The sequence below is a fragment of the Pseudomonas sp. Pseusp3 genome (assembly GCF_047304225.1).
Lineage (GTDB): Bacteria > Pseudomonadota > Gammaproteobacteria > Pseudomonadales > Pseudomonadaceae > Aquipseudomonas > Aquipseudomonas fluorescens_CD.
The window spans coordinates 35,555-51,363 of sequence record NZ_JBGLYV010000045.1; the positions used below are offsets into that span (position 1 = coordinate 35,555).

The following is a 15,809-nucleotide window of genomic DNA, read 5'->3' on the forward strand; positions in this document are numbered from 1 at the left end:
TCGCGGATCTTTTGGGGGATTTGACTGATGCTCAATGGCCTGTGGCTTGGCTTCTTCATCGTGGCCGCCGTATCGGCGCTGGCCCAGTGGCTGATTGGCGGTAACGCCGGGATATTCGCGGCGATGGTAGAAAGCATTTTTGCCATGGCCAAGCTTTCGGTCGAAGTCATGGTGCTGCTGTTCGGCACCCTCACCCTCTGGCTCGGTTTTCTGCGCATTGCCGAGAAAGCCGGGATCGTCGAATGGTTGGCCAAGGCCTTGGGGCCGCTTTTTTTGCGCCTGATGCCCGAAGTTCCGCCTGGTCATCCGGCCATCGGCCTGATCACCCTCAACTTCGCCGCCAATGGCTTGGGTCTGGACAACGCCGCTACGCCGATCGGCCTCAAGGCCATGAAGGCGCTGCAAGAGCTCAATCCCAGCGCAACCGTTGCCAGCAACGCACAGATTCTGTTCCTGGTGCTCAACGCTTCCTCGCTGACCCTGCTGCCGGTGACCATCTTCATGTATCGCGCCCAGCAAGGCGCGCCCGACCCGACGCTGGTGTTCCTGCCGATCCTGCTGGCGACCAGTTGCTCGACCATTGTCGGCTTCCTGGCGGTGGCGTTCATGCAGCGTTTGCGCATCTGGGACCCCGTGGTGCTGGCCTACCTGATCCCCGGTGCCCTCGCCCTTGGCGCTTTCATGGCATTGCTGGCGACCCTTTCGGCGACCGCGCTGGCCGGCTTGTCGTCAATCCTCGGCAACCTGACGCTGTTTGGCCTGATCATGCTGTTTCTGCTGATCGGTGCGCTGCGCAAAGTGAAGGTCTACGAGGCCTTCGTTGAAGGTGCCAAAGAGGGTTTCGACGTCGCCAAGAACTTGCTGCCCTACCTGGTGGCGATGCTCTGCGCCGTTGGTGTTCTGCGGGCCTCCGGGGCGCTGGACTTCGGTCTGGACGGGATTCGTCATCTGGTGGCGTGGGCCGGTTGGGACACGCGCTTCGTCGATGCGCTGCCGACGGCGATGGTCAAACCCTTCTCCGGTAGCGCCGCCCGGGCGATGTTGATTGAAACCATGAAGACCTCGGGCGTAGACAGCTTCCCGGCGCTGGTGGCGGCAACGGTCCAGGGCAGTACCGAAACGACGTTCTATGTCCTGGCGGTGTACTTCGGCGCCGTGGGCATCCAGCGCGCACGCCATGCGGTTGGCTGCGCATTGCTGGCGGAGCTTGCCGGGGTGCTGGGTTCAATCGGGGTTTGCTACTGGTTCTTTGGTTGACGGGTGCCGTCAGCCAAAGTTTTCAACGCTGCTTTGCGCTGGTCCGTGGGCAAGGCACCGAGCTTCTCCACGGCCGCATAAAACTGCAGCCAGTTGCCATCCACCTGATGGAACAGCGCGGTAAAGGCTGGTACCCATTGATCGTACAAGCCAAACGGCAATAGCCGGGCATTGTTCATGGGCGCATAGATCCAGGCGTCATAGCGTTTGTCTCCAGCCCACTGACGGTCGCGCATTTGCCGGTACTCGCTACGCAAGCGCTCGAACTCGGCTGCCTTGTGCTGGCGCATTTGTTCGGTTGGCAACGGCGCGGTGTAGAGCTGTTCCAGTCGGGTGCGGGTATTGAGCACCAACTCGGTGAACTGGTCGCGCTGGCGCGCCTGCGCATTGTCAGCCGGTGGCAGGTGGCGGTAGGCGCGCCATTGGCGAGTACCTTCCTGCTCGACGAAAGTGGCAAAGGATTCGTTGAACTCCGTGTCGTCCTTCACATAGAAGCGCTGATGGGCCAGCTCGTGAAAAATCAGCGTGGCCAGTCGCTCATCGCCCCAGCCCATCATCGAACTGATGATCGGGTCATTGAACCAGCCAAGCGTCGAATACGCTTCGACGCCACCGATCGATACGTCCATGCCCTGTAAGCGTTGCACAGCCGCTTCGCCGCGGGCGGCGCTCTGGCTGTAGTAACCGCGGTAGGCCACGCAACCGGCAACGGGAAAACAGTGGTCTACGGGCTTGAGGGAAAATTCCGGCGTGGCGAAGACATTCCAGACGACGAAAGGACGCCCAATGTCGGCGTACAAGCGGTAACTCTGGTTATCCGGCAGGTGCAATTGCCGGCTGGCGAACGTTCGGGCTTTCTGCGATTGCTCCAGGTGCGTACGCAGTTTTTCATCGCTCGCCGGGTCGGCGATCACACTGGAAACAGGCTCCCTGGCCCGCAGCAACTGCAGTTGGCCGCTGGCCAATTGGCTGTAGTAGCTGACGCTGGCGCAACCGTTGAGCAACAAAAACAACACGCACGGAAACAAAACGCGAAAAACGCGATCAAGTAAACCAAGGCTAGGAAGCGGCCTGAACACAATAATTCTTCCTTGGAGAGTCTTTGCACAAGACTATCCCGCTTGAATGGAGCTCCGCTATGCGCATGTTGGTACTGACGGGTGGCCTGCTGTTTCTGGCCGGCTGTGCTGGTTTCGGAATACCCCGCCCTGATCCTGCGCAAGCCTGGATCGACCTGGACTCAAAGCAGGAAGATACGGCGCTGCAGGCGCTGGAGGTCGATAACAAGGCCACTGACGATAAACGCTATTTCGAGGTCCAGCCCGGTAGTCATGAGTTGACGGTCCGCTATCAGTTTTCGGTCCAGCCCACCAACATCGGTCCCGACGCCGAGCCGTTGTGGCGCGATTGTCAGTTGAACGTGAAATTCAACGACTTCAACGCCGGTGAGCGTTATGAGCTACAGGCGGGGAACATTGGTTTTCGGCCTTGGGCGAAACTTTACGATCAACAGCGAAAAGTGATTGGTCAAGGCAAGCCAGCGGGCTGCCAAGGCACCTGATCGGCGTTATGCTGAATGCATAATCCCTTGGGACATTCATCATGCGCAGGTTGATGCTGTTACTCGCCGCCAGTGTTGTTGCCGGTTGTCAGAGCCCGATGCCGGCGGCTAATCCGAAGATGGCCTGGGTGGAATTCTCTACGCCCTTCCCTAACGACAAGTTGCTGATGGCCGAACGACTGGATAAGCAGCGCCTGCGCGACGGGCGCTTCTTTGAGGTCACACCGGGCAGCCACGAACTGATCGTCCGTTTCGACTTTGAAGTACCCGGTGGTGGCGGATTGAGCATGATGAACGGCCCCTCTGAACGGATCTGCTACCTGACCATCAATTACGATCATTTCGAAGCCGGTCAGCGTTATGTGCTCCAAGGCCGCTCAATCGCCTTCATACCCGAGGCCCGGCTGTACAACGCCAAGCGCGAGATCGTCGCTGAAGATCGGGAGTCCTACTGCCTGATGTGAGCTGTCAGCGGTCGTTCTTCTGGTAGATGATTTTTTTGGTGCCGTTTTCGCACGAGCCCACGACCATGTTCTGGTCGTGTACTTCGTCGTTGGTGACGATTTCAAGCGTGTAGGCAGTGACGCCACTGGCCTGAATCTTGGCTTCGATCTCGGCCTTGAGTTCTTCGCAGGGCTTCGGTGCTGCGAGGGCCGAAGTGGCCAGTGCGCAACAGATAACCGCCAGGGCAAAACGTTTCATGGTTGAAGCTCCTTTGAGGCAGCACGCATATTCATGGGGTTTCGCTGCTGTCATTTATTCGACCATAGTTTTAGCGGGCAAATCTGTCACGACGCAAAAAAGATCGTAGCCTTGAGCAGCTTTTGCCGAATGATCCCGGCAGGTTGCGCAAGGCTGCGATCTTTTTCGTTTCAATGAAAATCCCGCCAACCAATGTTGCCTCCAGGCTGATCTTCGCATTCAGCAGCCTGGACACCGGGCAGCCCTATTTGGCCTTGTTGCCGGGTTCTTCGAACTGCACCTGAGTCACCCTGGGAATATTCATTTCGTCCGGTCAATCTGCTTTTTTTGCGGGATTTGTTACCTGGCTATTGAAACTCGGGTATATGCCCACATTGCATGAACACGCTTTTGGATTCGGCAGGTTTGCGTTCGCAAGAACAAACCTGCGCCCTCAATTGGAGAAGCAGGTTCATGAAACGACTGTCCGATATCAAGTTCTCGACTCTCGATCTGGTGCCGGTGCGCGAGAACGGCAGCGCGGCCCAGTCGCTGCGCAATTCGCTGGACCTGGCGCAGCACGTCGAGAAGTTTGGCTACAACCGCTTCTGGGTGGCTGAGCATCACAACATGGACGGCATCGCCAGTTCCGCGACATCGGTGCTGCTCGGTTATCTGGCCGGTGGTACGTCGACCATTCGTGTTGGTTCGGGCGGAGTGATGTTGCCCAACCATGCACCGCTGGTGATTGCCGAGCAGTTCGGCACCCTGGAAAGCCTTTATCCGGGCCGGATTGACCTGGGCCTGGGGCGTGCCCCCGGTTCCGACCAGATGACCGCACGCGCTTTACGCCGCGAACGCTCCGGCAGCGCCGACGATTTCCCGGAAGATGTGGCGGAACTGGTGCGCTACCTTGGGCCACGTACCCCGGATCAACGCATCATCGCCATGCCGGGAACCGGGACCAATGTACCGGTCTGGTTGTTGGGGTCGAGCCTGTTCAGCGCACAACTGGCGGGTGAGCGCGGATTGCCCTACGCCTTCGCTTCGCATTTCGCACCGCGCTACATGCATGAAGCGATTCGGGTCTACCGCAATCACTTCAAGCCGTCAGCCGTTCTGGATAAACCCTACGTGATGCTCGGTGTGCCATTGGTGGCGGCCGATACCGATGAGCAGGCCGATTACCTGGCGACTTCGGTGTTCCAGCGGATTCTTGCCCTGATGCGTGGCCAAAGTCTGGTACAGCGCCCGCCGGTGAAGACCATGGACGGCCTGTGGCTGCCCCATGAGAGAGAGGCCGTGCACGATTTCCTTGGCCTGGCCATGATCGGCAGCCCGCAGAAAATACGCGCCAAACTCGAGGTCCTGATTGAACAGACCCAGGCTGACGAGCTGATTTTTACCTGTGACCTGTACGAACATTCGGATCGCGTGCATTCCTACGAGCTGCTGGCGCAGGTCATGCGAGGCTGATACTCAAACGCCAGGCGTAAAAAAGCCGACACCGTGGTGTCGGCTTTTTTTCAGGCGCAATTCTGCCTACTTTTTATAGACGATCACTTTGGCGCCCGCTTCGCATTTGCCAACAACTTTTCCGCCGGCAGCGGCACCTTTATCGACAATCTCCAGCGAATAACCGGAAACGCCCTTGGCATCAAGTTTCGCTGCGATTTCGGCTTTCAGCTCTTCGCATGGCTTGCCGCCCGCCAATGCGGTCCCCGCAAGGCTCAACAAACCTACCGCCAACATAAACTTCTTCATCGGTTGCATTCCCTGGTCGGATCATAGGGGGTAACCAGCCGTCAGCCGGACGCACTCATGTCGCGCATTGCCATTCCCTGTGGCATTCGGCCGGCGTGCAAGTTCAGAAGACTAGCCCAAAGTCAGCTGCTGGCAATCCGAAACCCGACTTTCAAGGTCACCTGAAAGTGCGCAGCCTTGCCGTCTCTGATGTGCCCACGGGTCTCGGTCACTTCAAACCATTCCATGTACTTGATGCTTTTGCTGGCCTCGGCCAGCGCGTTGTTGATCGCATCTTCGATACTGCTGGTGGACGAGCCGACCAGCTCGACTTTCTTGTAGGTGTGATGGTCAGACATGGCGTTCTCCTCGGCGTGTGAATTACAGCCTAGCAGTGATTTTTCCTATTTCTTGTGTTGGTCGTTCTCTGGATCAAGTTCAGATTTTCTGCACTTTCTTGTACCCCTGAAGTCCCAACCAACACACGCCACTCATCACCAATGCAGGAGAGCCACCATGGCCAACACCTCGTTACGCAAAGCCTCATTGCAGAGCATGGAAGCCGAGATCGAGAGTCTGCTCAAGTCTTTGGAAAGCCTGAAGGATGACGCCTCGGACGAGTCGCGTAAAACCCTCAAGACCCTGAAAAGCAACGCCGAGAATGCCTTGAGGCACTCGCGCCATCTGCTTGCCGATGCCTATGAAGAGGTCAAGGTCAAAACCCGCGAAACCGGGATTGCCACCCGCGACTATGCCCAGGAACACCCCTGGACAACAGCCGGCGTCGCCGTGGGCGCATTGGGCCTGCTGGCCGCTTATCTGTTGTGCAAACGTGATTAATCCGCTCGATGCAGCTCGTTCCTGAGCCACTGAGCCAGTTGCCGGGCGCGCCCGTCCGCGGCGCGCTTGGGTAGCCACAACGCCAGTTGTGCCGGGGTTTCACTGAAACCCCATGGTGCAACCAGGCGGCCGGCCTTCAAGTCCTCGGCCACCAGGGGTTCGGGGGCAATCGCCACACCCAGGCCCGCGACGGCGGCTTCGAGCAAATAATACAAATGTTCAAATCCCTGACCGTACTTCAACGCCCTGGCGTCGAGGCCGCGTGGTTGCGCCCAGCTCGGCCAGGCTTGCGGGCGTGAGGTGGTGTGCAACAAGGGTTCGCTCACCAGTGCAGTTTCCGGCGCGTGCCTGAGCCGTTCATAGCCGCTGAATCGAGGGCTCATGACCGGACCGATGCGTTCGCCGGCAAGCTCAAAAACCTGCATGTCCGCCGGCCAGGGTGGCTCGGCAAAGACCAGCAAGGCATCCAGCCCCGGTTTTCGCGGATCGAGATCGCCTTCTCCGGCCGACAGGTGCAGGCGCAAGTCCGGCAGGTCGGCATTGAGTCTGCCCAGTCGCGGGATAAACCAGCGCGCCAGCAGGCTTCCCGAGCAGCCAAGCACGAACGGGGCATCGGCTGTGCTTTGTGTGAGTTCGGCGCAAACACTGCGCAGGCGCTCGAAGGCTTCGCTGCTGGCGTCACGCAGGCGTAACCCGGCATCTGTGAGTTTCAGGCCGCGCCCGTCCTTGATGAACAGGCTCACACCCAAGTGTTCTTCCAGTACTTTCAATTGCCGGCTGACGGCCCCATGGGTGACGTGCAACTGCTCCGCCGCCTGACTGACGCTGTTCAAGCGGGCGGTGGCTTCGAAGGCGCGAAGCGCGTTCAGCGGAGGAAGGTCATGGCTCATGGGATCTGTGAGTTTTCCTGACAGGTTGTGGCGATCTTATCGGTTTTCAGTCCGGGGCGTCAGGGGTAGAGTTAAGCCCACTATCTCTTTATGCATCACTTCACGCATTCAACTGGAGCGCCAAATGACCCAGACTAATCTGCGCAACGGCCCTGATGCCAACGGCCTGTTTGGCGCGTTCGGTGGCCGCTACGTTGCCGAAACCCTGATGCCGTTGATCCTCGACCTGGCCCGTGAATATGAGTTGGCCAAGGAAGATCCTGCATTCAAGGAAGAACTGGCCTACTTCCAGCGCGACTACGTCGGCCGTCCGAGCCCACTGTACTTCGCCGAGCGTCTGACCGAGTTCTGTGGCGGCGCGAAGATCTACCTCAAGCGTGAAGAGCTGAACCACACTGGCGCGCACAAGATCAACAACTGCATCGGCCAGATCCTGCTGGCGCGGCGTATGGGCAAGAAGCGCATCATTGCCGAGACCGGCGCCGGCATGCACGGTGTGGCCACGGCCACCGTCGCTGCGCGTTTCGGTCTGGATTGCGTGATCTACATGGGCACCACTGATATCGAGCGTCAGCAGGCCAACGTGTTTCGCATGAAACTGCTGGGCGCCGAGGTTATCCCGGTGGTGGCCGGCACCGGCACCCTGAAGGATGCGATGAACGAAGCCCTGCGTGACTGGGTGACGAACGTCGACAGCACCTTCTACCTGATCGGCACCGTGGCCGGTCCGCACCCTTACCCGGCAATGGTTCGCGACTTCCAGGCCGTGATCGGCAAGGAAACCCGTGAGCAGCTGCAAGCCCAGGAAGGCCGCCTGCCGGACAGCCTGGTGGCGTGCATCGGTGGCGGCTCCAACGCCATGGGGCTGTTCCACCCGTTCCTCGACGACAAGAGCGTCGAGATCATCGGCGTTGAAGCCGCCGGTTACGGCATCGAGACCGGCAAGCATGCGGCCAGCCTGAACGGCGGCGTACCGGGTGTGTTGCACGGCAACCGCACCTTCCTGCTGCAGGATGACGATGGCCAGATCATTGATGCTCATTCGATCTCCGCGGGTCTGGATTATCCAGGCATCGGCCCTGAACACGCCTGGTTGCACGACATCGGTCGCGTCCAGTACACCTCGGTCACCGACGACGAGGCTCTCGCCGCGTTCCACCAATGCTGCCGCCTGGAAGGGATCATCCCTGCCCTGGAAAGCGCCCATGCCTTGGCTGAAGTGTTCAAGCGCGCACCGAAGCTGCCAAAGGATCACCTGATGGTGGTCAACCTGTCCGGCCGTGGCGACAAAGACATGCAGACCGTGATGCACCACATGGAACACTCTCAACAAGAGCAATCCAAGCAGGAGAAACACTGATGAGCCGCCTGCAAACGCGTTTTGCCGAACTCAAGGAACAGAACCGCGCCGCCCTGGTGACCTTCGTGACCGCTGGCGACCCGGGTTATGACACGTCCCTGGCGATCCTCAAAGGCTTGCCGGCGGCTGGCGCCGATGTGATCGAACTGGGCATGCCCTTTACCGATCCGATGGCCGACGGTCCGGCGATCCAGCTCGCCAACATCCGTGCTCTGGCTGCCAAGCAGAACCTGGCGAAAACCCTGGAAATGGTTCGCGAGTTCCGCAAGGACAACAATGAAACGCCACTGGTGCTGATGGGGTACTTCAACCCGATCCACAAATATGGTGTGCCGCGCTTTATCGCCGAAGCGAAAGAGGCCGGTGTCGATGGTCTGATCGTGGTCGACATGCCTCCCGAGCATAACGGCGAGTTGTGCGATCCGGCACAGGCTGCCGGCCTGGACTTCATCCGTCTGACCACCCCGACCACCGACGATGTGCGTCTGCCGACCGTGCTTAACGGCAGCTCCGGGTTTGTTTACTACGTGTCCGTTGCCGGTGTGACCGGTGCTGGCGCGGCGACGCTGGAGCACGTTGAAGAGGCGGTCGCTCGTTTGCGTCGCCATACTGATCTGCCGATCAGCATCGGTTTCGGCATTCGCACGCCGGAGCAAGCCGCGTCTATCGCGCGTCTGGCGGACGGTGTGGTCGTGGGTTCGGCACTGATCGATCACATCGCCAATGCCTCGACGCCGGATCAGGCGATCGATGGCGTGCTGAGCCTGTGCTCGGCGTTGGCCGACGGCGTGCGTAAAGCCCGCGTCAACTGAGGGTAAAGTTCCTGATACAGAGGAATTAGAGCCTCGCGACACAGACTAAACAGCAAGACCGAGGGCTTCAGGACTGCGTTCTGAAGCCCTTTTTGCTGTGTGTGATGTGAGGAAAGACCTGATGAAAATGTCGAAACGCCTGATGGCCGGCCTCGGTGTGCTGCTGCTCGGCACGACCCTGCATGCCAACGCTGATCAGCACGACGATCACGGCCGTTACGATAACCATGGTGATTATCATGGTGACGAGCGCCGAGTCCCGCAGGACTACCATCACGGTGGGCCTCCACCCCGGGATTTCGCTCCTGTTCGCCAGGCGATCCACGACAATCATGTGTATTTCGTCCGCGGTGCTCCGCCACCACCGGGTGTCATCGTGGTGCGTGGCAGGCCGCTGCCTCGGGGCTATTACGGCGAACGCCTGGATAACCGCGCGTTGAGCCGGTTGCCGTATTACCCGGGCTACGAATGGCGTCGCGCAGGCGCGGACGTTGTACTGATCGCGGCGGGTACCGGGATTGTTTATGAGGTTCTGCAGGGGGTTCTGTACTGACGGATCGGTCATCGGGCTGAACCCTGACCCCCTGTAGGAGCGAGCTTGCTCGCGAAAAGACCATCAGTTTCAACATCCTTGTTGACTGATATACCTTCGCGAGCAAGCTCGCTCCTACAAACAGGTTGCGGGGTCAGGGCAACTCTATCCCGCCCGACGCCTTGTGCAGTTTGCGCAGGTGCTCGCCAATCTGCTTCACGTTGGCCTCGTTGGCGGCCATTTCGGCGGCACGGCTCGGTTCAAGCAACGCTCTCACTTCCCTGTCCAGATCCCCGGACAGCGCCAGGAGCTGCTTCTGGCGCTGGCTGGTTTCCGCTTCCAGATGCTGCCACTCGCTCTGCTGCGGCAAGCCATAACCGTTGGTGCCCAGCAGCTCCGCCGGCCGGCTGAGGAAGCCACTGTTGGCGAGAATGTCCTTGAGCGTCTCGTTGGCCTTGTCCATGCCGCCATTCTTCAGCTCTCGGGCACCCAGATAACGCTGCTTCACTTCATCCTGGGCCAATAGCAACTGTCGACGGAAACTCGCTTGCTCCAGCAGAAGCAACGCCGCACTGGTGCGCAAATCGGCTTGCTCGAACCATTGCCGACGCTCCTGGGCTTTCAAGTCCAGCCAGTCTTCGACGGTTTCCTGTTTGATCGGCAATTGCTTTTTCAGTATCTCGAACATGGCCTGATAGCGATCGCGGAAGGAGTCGAAACGATAACCGAGGCGCAAGGCCTCTCGCGGATCGTCAAGCACACTGGTGTCCGCCAGTCCGCGGCCCTTCAGCACCTCGAGCAAACCGTTGGGCATGATGTTGTCGAGTCCCACCAGTTGCGGGTTGTTGGTGCCGCCGCGCAGCAGTTTCAGTTCTTCCACCGCGCAGTTGTTTGACAGGAAGAAGTAGTTGCCGTCGTAGCTCCAGTGCATCTCGGCGGCACGTTCCACCACATCTTCAATCTCTCTGCGCGACAGGTTCAGGGGCACGGAGGCCAGGCTGCGCAGTTCGGTCTTGGTGTATTCGTCGATGACCTGGGACAGCGGCAGGATAAACAGCCGTGACGGGTATTTGCCGACCAGGCCATCCCAGCTCGACAGCTGTACGTCGCCGACGAAGGCGCGGTACGACAGCACCAGATGCTGGTCCAGGTCCAATCGACAATCCGGTCCGCGTGGTCGCCCCGGCGCACAGATCACCAGGCGCAACATGCTGTGGCCCCAGCGGCTGAACAGGTTCTGGTTGGCCTCGGCCAGCAGATAGTCAACGGCATAGACCCGCTCCGGATCGACCTGGCCCAAAGGTGTCTTGGCGAAGTCGTTGCCGGCATTGAGGAAAGCGAGGGTTTTGCTGCAGGTGTCTTTGGCGGCGGGCGCCCAGCCGAAATGATCCTTGTAGTAGCGGTACAGCGCCGGGCGGCGGCAGGCGTAGCTCGGGTCGAGGAGGAAATACTCCATGTTGACCGCGACGAACTCCTTTGGACTGCTGGTCTCGTAGATATCCGGACTGCGGGCAATCTGGCGATTGTGCTGTTCGCGTTCTCCGCGACGGCCTACGTATTGCTGCCAGCCAGCGAGGTCGAGCAGGCGCGGATCGTCACTGAGGGTAAAGCGCCGATCGGACTGGCCTCGACATTGGTCGGGAATGCCAACCAGCCCTGAGCTGTTGTTGTGCCGGGTGCAGCGCTGAATCAGTTTGCGTTCGGTATCCGGCCACAGACGCGAGCGATCGTAGATGTGCGTCAGTTCGTGCAACACCGTGGCCAGCAGTTCCTTGCGCACGGTGCCATGAGGACGATGGGTTTTCCTGGTCGCGGCGCTGCCATCGGTGAGGCCGGCCAGCAGGTTGCGATTCAGATCGAGCTCGGACACCAGTGATGCCTGACCGTAGGCGTTGCGCGGCATGTCATCGGTCCAATCGACGTCGATGCGTCGATCGAGTTGCTCGATAAAGCGTGGCGGCAGTGCCTGCATGGCTTCATCAAGCAACGCCTGGCTGGCTTGCTGTTGCGCGGGAGTCAGACCTTCAGTCTTTAGATGTAACTGAAGGCCTGCGTGGGCCGTGTTGCCAAGCAGCAACAGGACCCCGGCCAGCAGCCAGGTGCCTGGACGTCTCACAGTGCGAGGATGGCTTCGGCGAGATCCCGGTCACTGGCGTCACGGGCTTCCGGCACGCGGGTGCGCAGCAAGTCGAAAGCGGACTCCAGGTGAGCGCCACGAATGTCGCCATTGCTGGCAACGAAGCTGGCAGCGTCGTCCTGGGCTTCGCGCACGATTTTCGAATCGCGAATGGACGTGGTGGTGTCGGAAGTGAAATCGAGGGTGCGCTGGGTAGCGCGGATCAGCATGTTACTGGTGGCAACCAGAGTATGTGCCTGGGTTACATCGGCCAACAGCAGCAGGCCTAAGGTGGCAGCAATCAGCGGGTTACGCATGGAACGACTCCAGAAAAACAGGGATAACTATTGGACGAGAATTGCTTGTGCCAGTTCAAGGTCGCTGGCATGAAGTTTTGCCTGGGTTCGGTGCAGATACCGCAGGGCCGACTCCAGTCGTGCGCCTCTGAGTTGGCCGTCACTGGCAATGAATGCCGCAGCGTCATCCTGGGCGGCGAGCAGCAGTTTATGGTCGAAGGGGGCGCTGGTCACCAAACTTGTGGCGTAACCGCTGGCGACGATGCCTTGGGTGGACAGGTTGAAGGCGTCATAGGCGTGGGCTGATCCACAGTAACCAAGGGCAAGAAAGACTGGAACGATCAAGAAATTCGAAGGAAGACGCATGAGACTCGACAGTTGAAAGTGAGTCCAAAGGCTAGCGCAAGGCCCGTTCTGGAGCCAGCGCCGAAACATTGGGGCAAGCCGGGCGTGCCCCATGCCTGTGCAGTCGTTTAGATTGTCAGGATCGCTTGCGCCAGTTGTGCGTCGCTTGCGCTCAGCTGTGGCGCCTGATGGCGAATGTGGTCGAGGGCGCTTTCGAGTTTCACGCCGCGGATGGAACCTTCGCTGGCGACGAAGCTGGCAGCGTCGTCACGGGCCGCGAGCACGATCTTGTCATCCTTGAACGACGACGAGACGACGTCGGTGGTCGCATCGGACGTGGCTTTGAGTGCGTTGACAACAGCGTCGGTGGTCACGATGAAGCTGGTTGCGCTGGCGTTGGCAGCCACGGCAAACAGGGCCGCAGCACTGAGCAGGCGAAGACGGGACATGGGGTAACTCCTTTGGGTAAACCAATTGAAAAGTGGCGCAGTGTCTGCAAAGTCAGACGCCAGGCGCTTGGCGCTCGCCACGTTCTGGTCTGATATTAGGCCTGAGTGTGTCGGTTCGAACAGCCCGGCATGCAAGCGGGAAGTCAGCGCCAGAACGGTTTATCCAGTTCATTGATGCGCTCGGCGTGGCTGATGCCAAGATCTGCTAGCTGACGATCATCGAGTTGAGCCAGTAAACGTCGTGTTCTCGCTCTTTCGAGACTGGCTTAGAGTGCTGTTAACAGATCTCTAACCCGGTTCAGGCAAGGTCTCGATCGAACTGAGGTGCTGGAAACATCCTGTAAAGAATTCATGATGCGGTCCCTGTCCTGATCAGTAGAGGTTCCATGCTGACACCGGCCGAACATCCACTACAGACACGCAGCGACGATATTGTACTCATTCAGTTGTTGGTTTTTGCAAACTGTACTGGTCTTCAGGTTTCCCTACTGTAAGACCGGATCTGACAGGCCAAAACGACAAAACCCGTCGTGGTTTCCCACGACGGGTTTTGTTTTTTCAATTCGGGTTGCTGGCGGTGGACCTTAAGGTCAGAGCCAGCGACGCTAACTTAGCGCCAGAACGGCTTGCTCAGCTCTTCGTAGCGTTGTGCTTCGCTAATCCCGGCGTCAGCCAGCAAACGCGAATCCAGGCGAGCCAGTTGATGGCGGCTGGTGATGCGGCGCTGCCACAACATCAGGTTGGCGATAACGCGCAGAGGCAGGGAAGCCTGGGTTTTTGCAGCGGTGTCTTCGAAGAACAGATCGGAACTGAGTGTACGTTCCATGGTGGTCATCCTTCCGCTTGTGGCGGGATTAGGTAGTGGTTTAACTGGTGCCCATGATCCTCTTGTTTGCCTAGTCTCTGTAGATACAGTTCATCTGTATTGTGAGAGCTCAGTTAACTGTTTATAGGGGGTGTACTGGTCGAAATTGAGGCAACTGTACCTGTCTGCACTGTTTAAGTGCAAAATTGCAGTTTTTGCTTCGTGGTGTGGGGATTTACTGTAGGAAATGACCAGTACAGCAGTACAGTTTTTTTCATGTTGCGAGGAGAGCAAGAGCAAGCTGACGAAACTGTGTTTGCGTCAGCTGCTTTCTGTACCAATTACTTCTTCAGCATTTGCCTGGATTCTTCCAGGTTTATGTGCCAGCTCAGGGCGTCACGCAGGATATGCGGGGTGTGCCCGCCGATGGCGCACGCGGCGGTAAAGTAATCATTCAGCGCCTGGCGGTAATCCGGGTGCACGCATTTGTCGATGATCACCCGGGCACGCTCCCGAGGCGCGAGGCCTCGCAAGTCTGCCAGGCCTACTTCGGTCACGAGGATGTCGACGTCATGTTCGGTGTGGTCAACGTGGCTGACCATCGGTACCACGCTGGAGATCGCACCGCCCTTGGCGATCGACTTGGTCACGAACACGGACAGGTGCGCGTTGCGCGCGAAGTCACCCGAGCCGCCGATACCGTTCATCATCCGGGTGCCGCAGACGTGAGTGGAGTTGACGTTGCCATAGATGTCGAACTCCAGTGCCGTGTTGATGCCGATGATGCCGAGGCGGCGCACGACTTCAGGGTGATTGGAGATCTCCTGCGGGCGCAGGACCAGTTTGTCCTTGTAGCGCTCCAGATTGCCGAACACGTCGGCGTTGCGCCGGCTCGACAGGGTGATCGAGCTGCCCGAAGCAAAGCTCAGCTTCCCTGCGTCGATCAGGTCGAAGGTCGAGTCCTGCAGTACCTCGGAATACATCGTCAGGTCTTCGAACGGCGAATCGATCAGGCCACACATCACCGAGTTGGCGATGGTACCGATGCCGGCTTGCAATGGGCCGAGCTTGTTGGTCATGCGTCCGGCTGCCACTTCCTGTTTGAAGAAGTCGATCAGGTGGTCGGCAATGGCCTGGGTCTCGGCGTCCGGTGCCAGCACAGTGGAGGGTGAATCAGCCTGGTTGGTGACCACGATGGCGACGATTTTTTCTGCCGGGATCGGGATGGCGGTGCTGCCGATGCGGTCGTCGACTTTGACCAATGGAATCGGGGTGCGGGTCGGGCGATAGGTTGGAATATAGATGTCGTGCAGACCTTCGAGGTTCGGGTTGTGCGCCATGTTGATCTCGACAATCACATGCTTGGCGAAGATCGCGAAGCTGGCCGAGTTGCCCACCGAGGTGGTTGGCACGATATGTCCTTGCTCGGTGATCGCTACGGCTTCAATCACGGCAATGTCCGGCAGTTTCAATTGCTGGTTGCGCAATTGCTCCACGGTTTCCGACAAGTGCTGGTCGATGAACATGACTTCACCGGCATTGATCGCCTTGCGCAGCGTGCTGTCGACCTGGAACGGCATGCGTCGCGACAGCACGCCGGCTTCCGTCAACTGCTTGTCGAGGTCGTTGCCCAGGCTTGCGCCAGTCATCAGGCTGATCTTCAGCGGCGTGACCTTGGCGCGCTCGGCCAGCGCCTGGGGGACGGCCTTGGCTTCGCCGGCGCGAGTAAAGCCACTCATGCCGACGGTCATGCCGTCCTCAATCAGAGCGGCAGCGTCGGCAGCGCTCATCACTTTGTCCAACAACGAAGACAGGCGAATACGGTCACGGTACATGGATTGTTATCTCGGGCAACAGGTAGCAGGACGTGCAGTCTAGTGAATTGCGCCGACTTCTGTCCCGCTACCAAGGTCGCAATCGAGGCGTCTATTCCGGGCCTTTGAAGCAAAACACCGTTACCGGATCGGTAACAAAAGCATAGTTTGTCCGACGATTTGCGCAAACAAAAACGCCCCGACAAGTCGGGGCGTTCCGGGTGCCGCGCGGGGTTAGTCGACGGCTTTGACCATGTCTTCGATGACCTTTTTAGCGTCGCCGAACACCATCATGGTTTTGTCCAGGT

The 15,809-nt window shown here is 59.0% G+C and carries 20 protein-coding genes and 2 pseudogenes; 8 read left to right on the top strand and 14 right to left on the bottom strand.

Annotated elements, in window-relative coordinates; all coding sequences use genetic code 11:
- The first annotated feature begins 27 nt into the window (after positions 1-27).
- Positions 28-1,257 carry a nucleoside recognition domain-containing protein gene (locus tag ACCD00_RS16765; protein ID WP_008018473.1) on the top strand — a complete coding sequence of 410 codons (1,230 nt, stop codon included), beginning with the start codon at positions 28-30 and terminating at the stop codon, positions 1,255-1,257.
- On the opposite strand, the gene ACCD00_RS16770 is transcribed toward ACCD00_RS16765, so the two are convergent.
- The gene (locus tag ACCD00_RS16770) at positions 1,239-2,336 is read right to left on the bottom strand and encodes an aminopeptidase (RefSeq protein WP_413426186.1); all 1,098 of its coding nucleotides are present in this window, start codon (positions 2,334-2,336) and stop codon (positions 1,239-1,241) included. The genes ACCD00_RS16765 and ACCD00_RS16770 overlap by 19 nt on opposite strands.
- Before the next feature lie 59 nt (positions 2,337-2,395).
- Here ACCD00_RS16770 and ACCD00_RS16775 point away from each other — a divergent pair, with 59 nt between their 5' ends.
- On the top strand, positions 2,396-2,818 hold the full coding sequence (locus ACCD00_RS16775; protein WP_413426188.1) for a hypothetical protein: 423 nt from the start codon (positions 2,396-2,398) through the stop codon (positions 2,816-2,818).
- 41 nt (positions 2,819-2,859) lie between these two features.
- Positions 2,860-3,282 carry a hypothetical protein gene (locus ACCD00_RS16780; protein ID WP_413426190.1) on the top strand — a complete coding sequence of 141 codons (423 nt, stop codon included), beginning with the start codon at positions 2,860-2,862 and terminating at the stop codon, positions 3,280-3,282.
- 4 nt (positions 3,283-3,286) lie between these two features.
- Here the strand turns inward: ACCD00_RS16780 and ACCD00_RS16785 are convergent, their stop codons facing one another.
- On the bottom strand, positions 3,287-3,520 hold the full coding sequence (locus ACCD00_RS16785; protein WP_008018477.1) for a DUF1161 domain-containing protein: 234 nt from the start codon (positions 3,518-3,520) through the stop codon (positions 3,287-3,289).
- 184 nt (positions 3,521-3,704) lie between these two features.
- Positions 3,705-3,818, bottom strand: a pseudogene (locus tag ACCD00_RS16790) (OsmC family peroxiredoxin); the annotation flags it as partial.
- 155 nt (positions 3,819-3,973) lie between these two features.
- Here ACCD00_RS16790 and ACCD00_RS16795 point away from each other — a divergent pair.
- Positions 3,974-4,975 carry an LLM class flavin-dependent oxidoreductase gene (locus ACCD00_RS16795; RefSeq protein ID WP_322617780.1) on the top strand — a complete coding sequence of 334 codons (1,002 nt, stop codon included), beginning with the start codon at positions 3,974-3,976 and terminating at the stop codon, positions 4,973-4,975.
- Positions 4,976-5,041: 66 nt separating this feature from the next.
- On the opposite strand, the gene ACCD00_RS16800 is transcribed toward ACCD00_RS16795, so the two are convergent.
- Complete coding sequence (locus ACCD00_RS16800) at positions 5,042-5,263, bottom strand: DUF1161 domain-containing protein (RefSeq protein WP_085716026.1); 222 nt, start codon at positions 5,261-5,263, stop codon at positions 5,042-5,044.
- 122 nt (positions 5,264-5,385) lie between these two features.
- The gene (locus ACCD00_RS16805; RefSeq protein ID WP_008002152.1) at positions 5,386-5,601 is read right to left on the bottom strand and encodes a dodecin; all 216 of its coding nucleotides are present in this window, start codon (positions 5,599-5,601) and stop codon (positions 5,386-5,388) included.
- Positions 5,602-5,758: 157 nt separating this feature from the next.
- On the opposite strand from ACCD00_RS16805, the gene ACCD00_RS16810 reads away from it, so the two are divergent.
- On the top strand, positions 5,759-6,082 hold the full coding sequence (locus ACCD00_RS16810) for a DUF883 family protein (RefSeq protein WP_008018481.1): 324 nt from the start codon (positions 5,759-5,761) through the stop codon (positions 6,080-6,082).
- Here the strand turns inward: ACCD00_RS16810 and ACCD00_RS16815 are convergent.
- The gene (locus ACCD00_RS16815; RefSeq protein WP_413426193.1) at positions 6,079-6,972 is read right to left on the bottom strand and encodes a LysR family transcriptional regulator; all 894 of its coding nucleotides are present in this window, start codon (positions 6,970-6,972) and stop codon (positions 6,079-6,081) included. The two genes, ACCD00_RS16810 and ACCD00_RS16815, sit on opposite strands and share 4 nt — an antisense overlap.
- Positions 6,973-7,096: 124 nt before the next feature.
- Between ACCD00_RS16815 and trpB the strand changes: the two genes are divergently transcribed.
- The 3 genes from trpB to ACCD00_RS16830 all read left to right on the top strand — a co-directional run bounded on the left by trpB (position 7,097) and on the right by ACCD00_RS16830 (position 9,697).
- Entirely contained in the window at positions 7,097-8,332 is a 1,236-nt protein-coding gene (trpB, locus tag ACCD00_RS16820; RefSeq protein ID WP_008018483.1) for a tryptophan synthase subunit beta, read from the top strand.
- Positions 8,332-9,144: a tryptophan synthase subunit alpha gene (gene trpA / locus ACCD00_RS16825; RefSeq protein WP_413426195.1), complete on the top strand. Its 813-nt coding sequence runs from the start codon at positions 8,332-8,334 to the stop codon at positions 9,142-9,144. The genes trpB and trpA overlap by 1 nt, the downstream gene beginning before the upstream one ends.
- A 121-nt stretch (positions 9,145-9,265) precedes the next feature.
- Positions 9,266-9,697, top strand: coding sequence for an anti-virulence regulator CigR family protein (locus ACCD00_RS16830; protein ID WP_413426197.1), 432 nt, complete (start codon positions 9,266-9,268; stop codon positions 9,695-9,697).
- Between the two features lie 133 nt (positions 9,698-9,830).
- Here the strand turns inward: ACCD00_RS16830 and ACCD00_RS16835 are convergent, their stop codons facing one another.
- The 8 genes and pseudogenes from ACCD00_RS16835 to ACCD00_RS16870 all read right to left on the bottom strand — a co-directional run.
- A complete protein-coding gene (locus tag ACCD00_RS16835; RefSeq protein ID WP_413426199.1) occupies positions 9,831-11,792 on the bottom strand; it encodes a DUF4105 domain-containing protein in 1,962 nt (653 codons plus the stop codon).
- A complete protein-coding gene (locus ACCD00_RS16840; protein ID WP_413426201.1) occupies positions 11,789-12,109 on the bottom strand; it encodes a DUF2388 domain-containing protein in 321 nt (106 codons plus the stop codon). Before ACCD00_RS16840 ends, ACCD00_RS16835 begins: the two co-directional genes overlap by 4 nt.
- 27 nt (positions 12,110-12,136) lie before the next feature.
- Positions 12,137-12,454, bottom strand: a complete 318-nt coding sequence (locus ACCD00_RS16845; protein WP_413426203.1) for a DUF2388 domain-containing protein — start codon at positions 12,452-12,454, stop codon at positions 12,137-12,139.
- Positions 12,455-12,561: 107 nt separating this feature from the next.
- On the bottom strand, positions 12,562-12,882 hold the full coding sequence (locus ACCD00_RS16850) for a DUF2388 domain-containing protein (RefSeq protein WP_413426205.1): 321 nt from the start codon (positions 12,880-12,882) through the stop codon (positions 12,562-12,564).
- 143 nt (positions 12,883-13,025) lie between these two features.
- Positions 13,026-13,235 (bottom strand): annotated as a pseudogene (locus tag ACCD00_RS16855) (DUF1127 domain-containing protein).
- Between the two features lie 257 nt (positions 13,236-13,492).
- A complete protein-coding gene (locus ACCD00_RS16860; RefSeq protein ID WP_007969750.1) occupies positions 13,493-13,708 on the bottom strand; it encodes a DUF1127 domain-containing protein in 216 nt (71 codons plus the stop codon).
- 320 nt (positions 13,709-14,028) lie between these two features.
- Entirely contained in the window at positions 14,029-15,522 is a 1,494-nt protein-coding gene (locus ACCD00_RS16865; protein ID WP_413426207.1) for an acetyl-CoA hydrolase/transferase family protein, read from the bottom strand.
- A gap of 213 nt (positions 15,523-15,735) precedes the next feature.
- The coding region (locus tag ACCD00_RS16870; RefSeq protein ID WP_413426209.1) for a hypothetical protein at positions 15,736-15,809 on the bottom strand (74 nt) is incomplete at its 5' end.

Bases quoted from the DNA above. Each gene is read 5' to 3' on its own strand.
- ACCD00_RS16815 (WP_413426193.1), bottom strand. From the start codon at position 6,972: ATGAGCCATGACCTTCCTCCGCTGAACGCGCTTCGCGCCTTCGAAGCC.
- ACCD00_RS16840 (WP_413426201.1), bottom strand. From the start codon at position 12,109: ATGCGTAACCCGCTGATTGCTGCCACCTTAGGCCTGCTGCTGTTGGCC.
- ACCD00_RS16850 (WP_413426205.1), bottom strand. From the start codon at position 12,882: ATGTCCCGTCTTCGCCTGCTCAGTGCTGCGGCCCTGTTTGCCGTGGCT.
- ACCD00_RS16830 (WP_413426197.1), top strand. From the start codon at position 9,266: ATGAAAATGTCGAAACGCCTGATGGCCGGCCTCGGTGTGCTGCTGCTC.
- ACCD00_RS16845 (WP_413426203.1), bottom strand. From the start codon at position 12,454: ATGCGTCTTCCTTCGAATTTCTTGATCGTTCCAGTCTTTCTTGCCCTT.
- ACCD00_RS16860 (WP_007969750.1), bottom strand. From the start codon at position 13,708: ATGGAACGTACACTCAGTTCCGATCTGTTCTTCGAAGACACCGCTGCA.
- ACCD00_RS16785 (WP_008018477.1), bottom strand. From the start codon at position 3,520: ATGAAACGTTTTGCCCTGGCGGTTATCTGTTGCGCACTGGCCACTTCG.
- trpA (WP_413426195.1), top strand. From the start codon at position 8,332: ATGAGCCGCCTGCAAACGCGTTTTGCCGAACTCAAGGAACAGAACCGC.
- ACCD00_RS16765 (WP_008018473.1), top strand. From the start codon at position 28: ATGCTCAATGGCCTGTGGCTTGGCTTCTTCATCGTGGCCGCCGTATCG.
- ACCD00_RS16795 (WP_322617780.1), top strand. From the start codon at position 3,974: ATGAAACGACTGTCCGATATCAAGTTCTCGACTCTCGATCTGGTGCCG.
- ACCD00_RS16805 (WP_008002152.1), bottom strand. From the start codon at position 5,601: ATGTCTGACCATCACACCTACAAGAAAGTCGAGCTGGTCGGCTCGTCC.
- ACCD00_RS16800 (WP_085716026.1), bottom strand. From the start codon at position 5,263: ATGAAGAAGTTTATGTTGGCGGTAGGTTTGTTGAGCCTTGCGGGGACC.
- ACCD00_RS16865 (WP_413426207.1), bottom strand. From the start codon at position 15,522: ATGTACCGTGACCGTATTCGCCTGTCTTCGTTGTTGGACAAAGTGATG.
- ACCD00_RS16780 (WP_413426190.1), top strand. From the start codon at position 2,860: ATGCGCAGGTTGATGCTGTTACTCGCCGCCAGTGTTGTTGCCGGTTGT.
- ACCD00_RS16810 (WP_008018481.1), top strand. From the start codon at position 5,759: ATGGCCAACACCTCGTTACGCAAAGCCTCATTGCAGAGCATGGAAGCC.
- trpB (WP_008018483.1), top strand. From the start codon at position 7,097: ATGACCCAGACTAATCTGCGCAACGGCCCTGATGCCAACGGCCTGTTT.
- ACCD00_RS16775 (WP_413426188.1), top strand. From the start codon at position 2,396: ATGCGCATGTTGGTACTGACGGGTGGCCTGCTGTTTCTGGCCGGCTGT.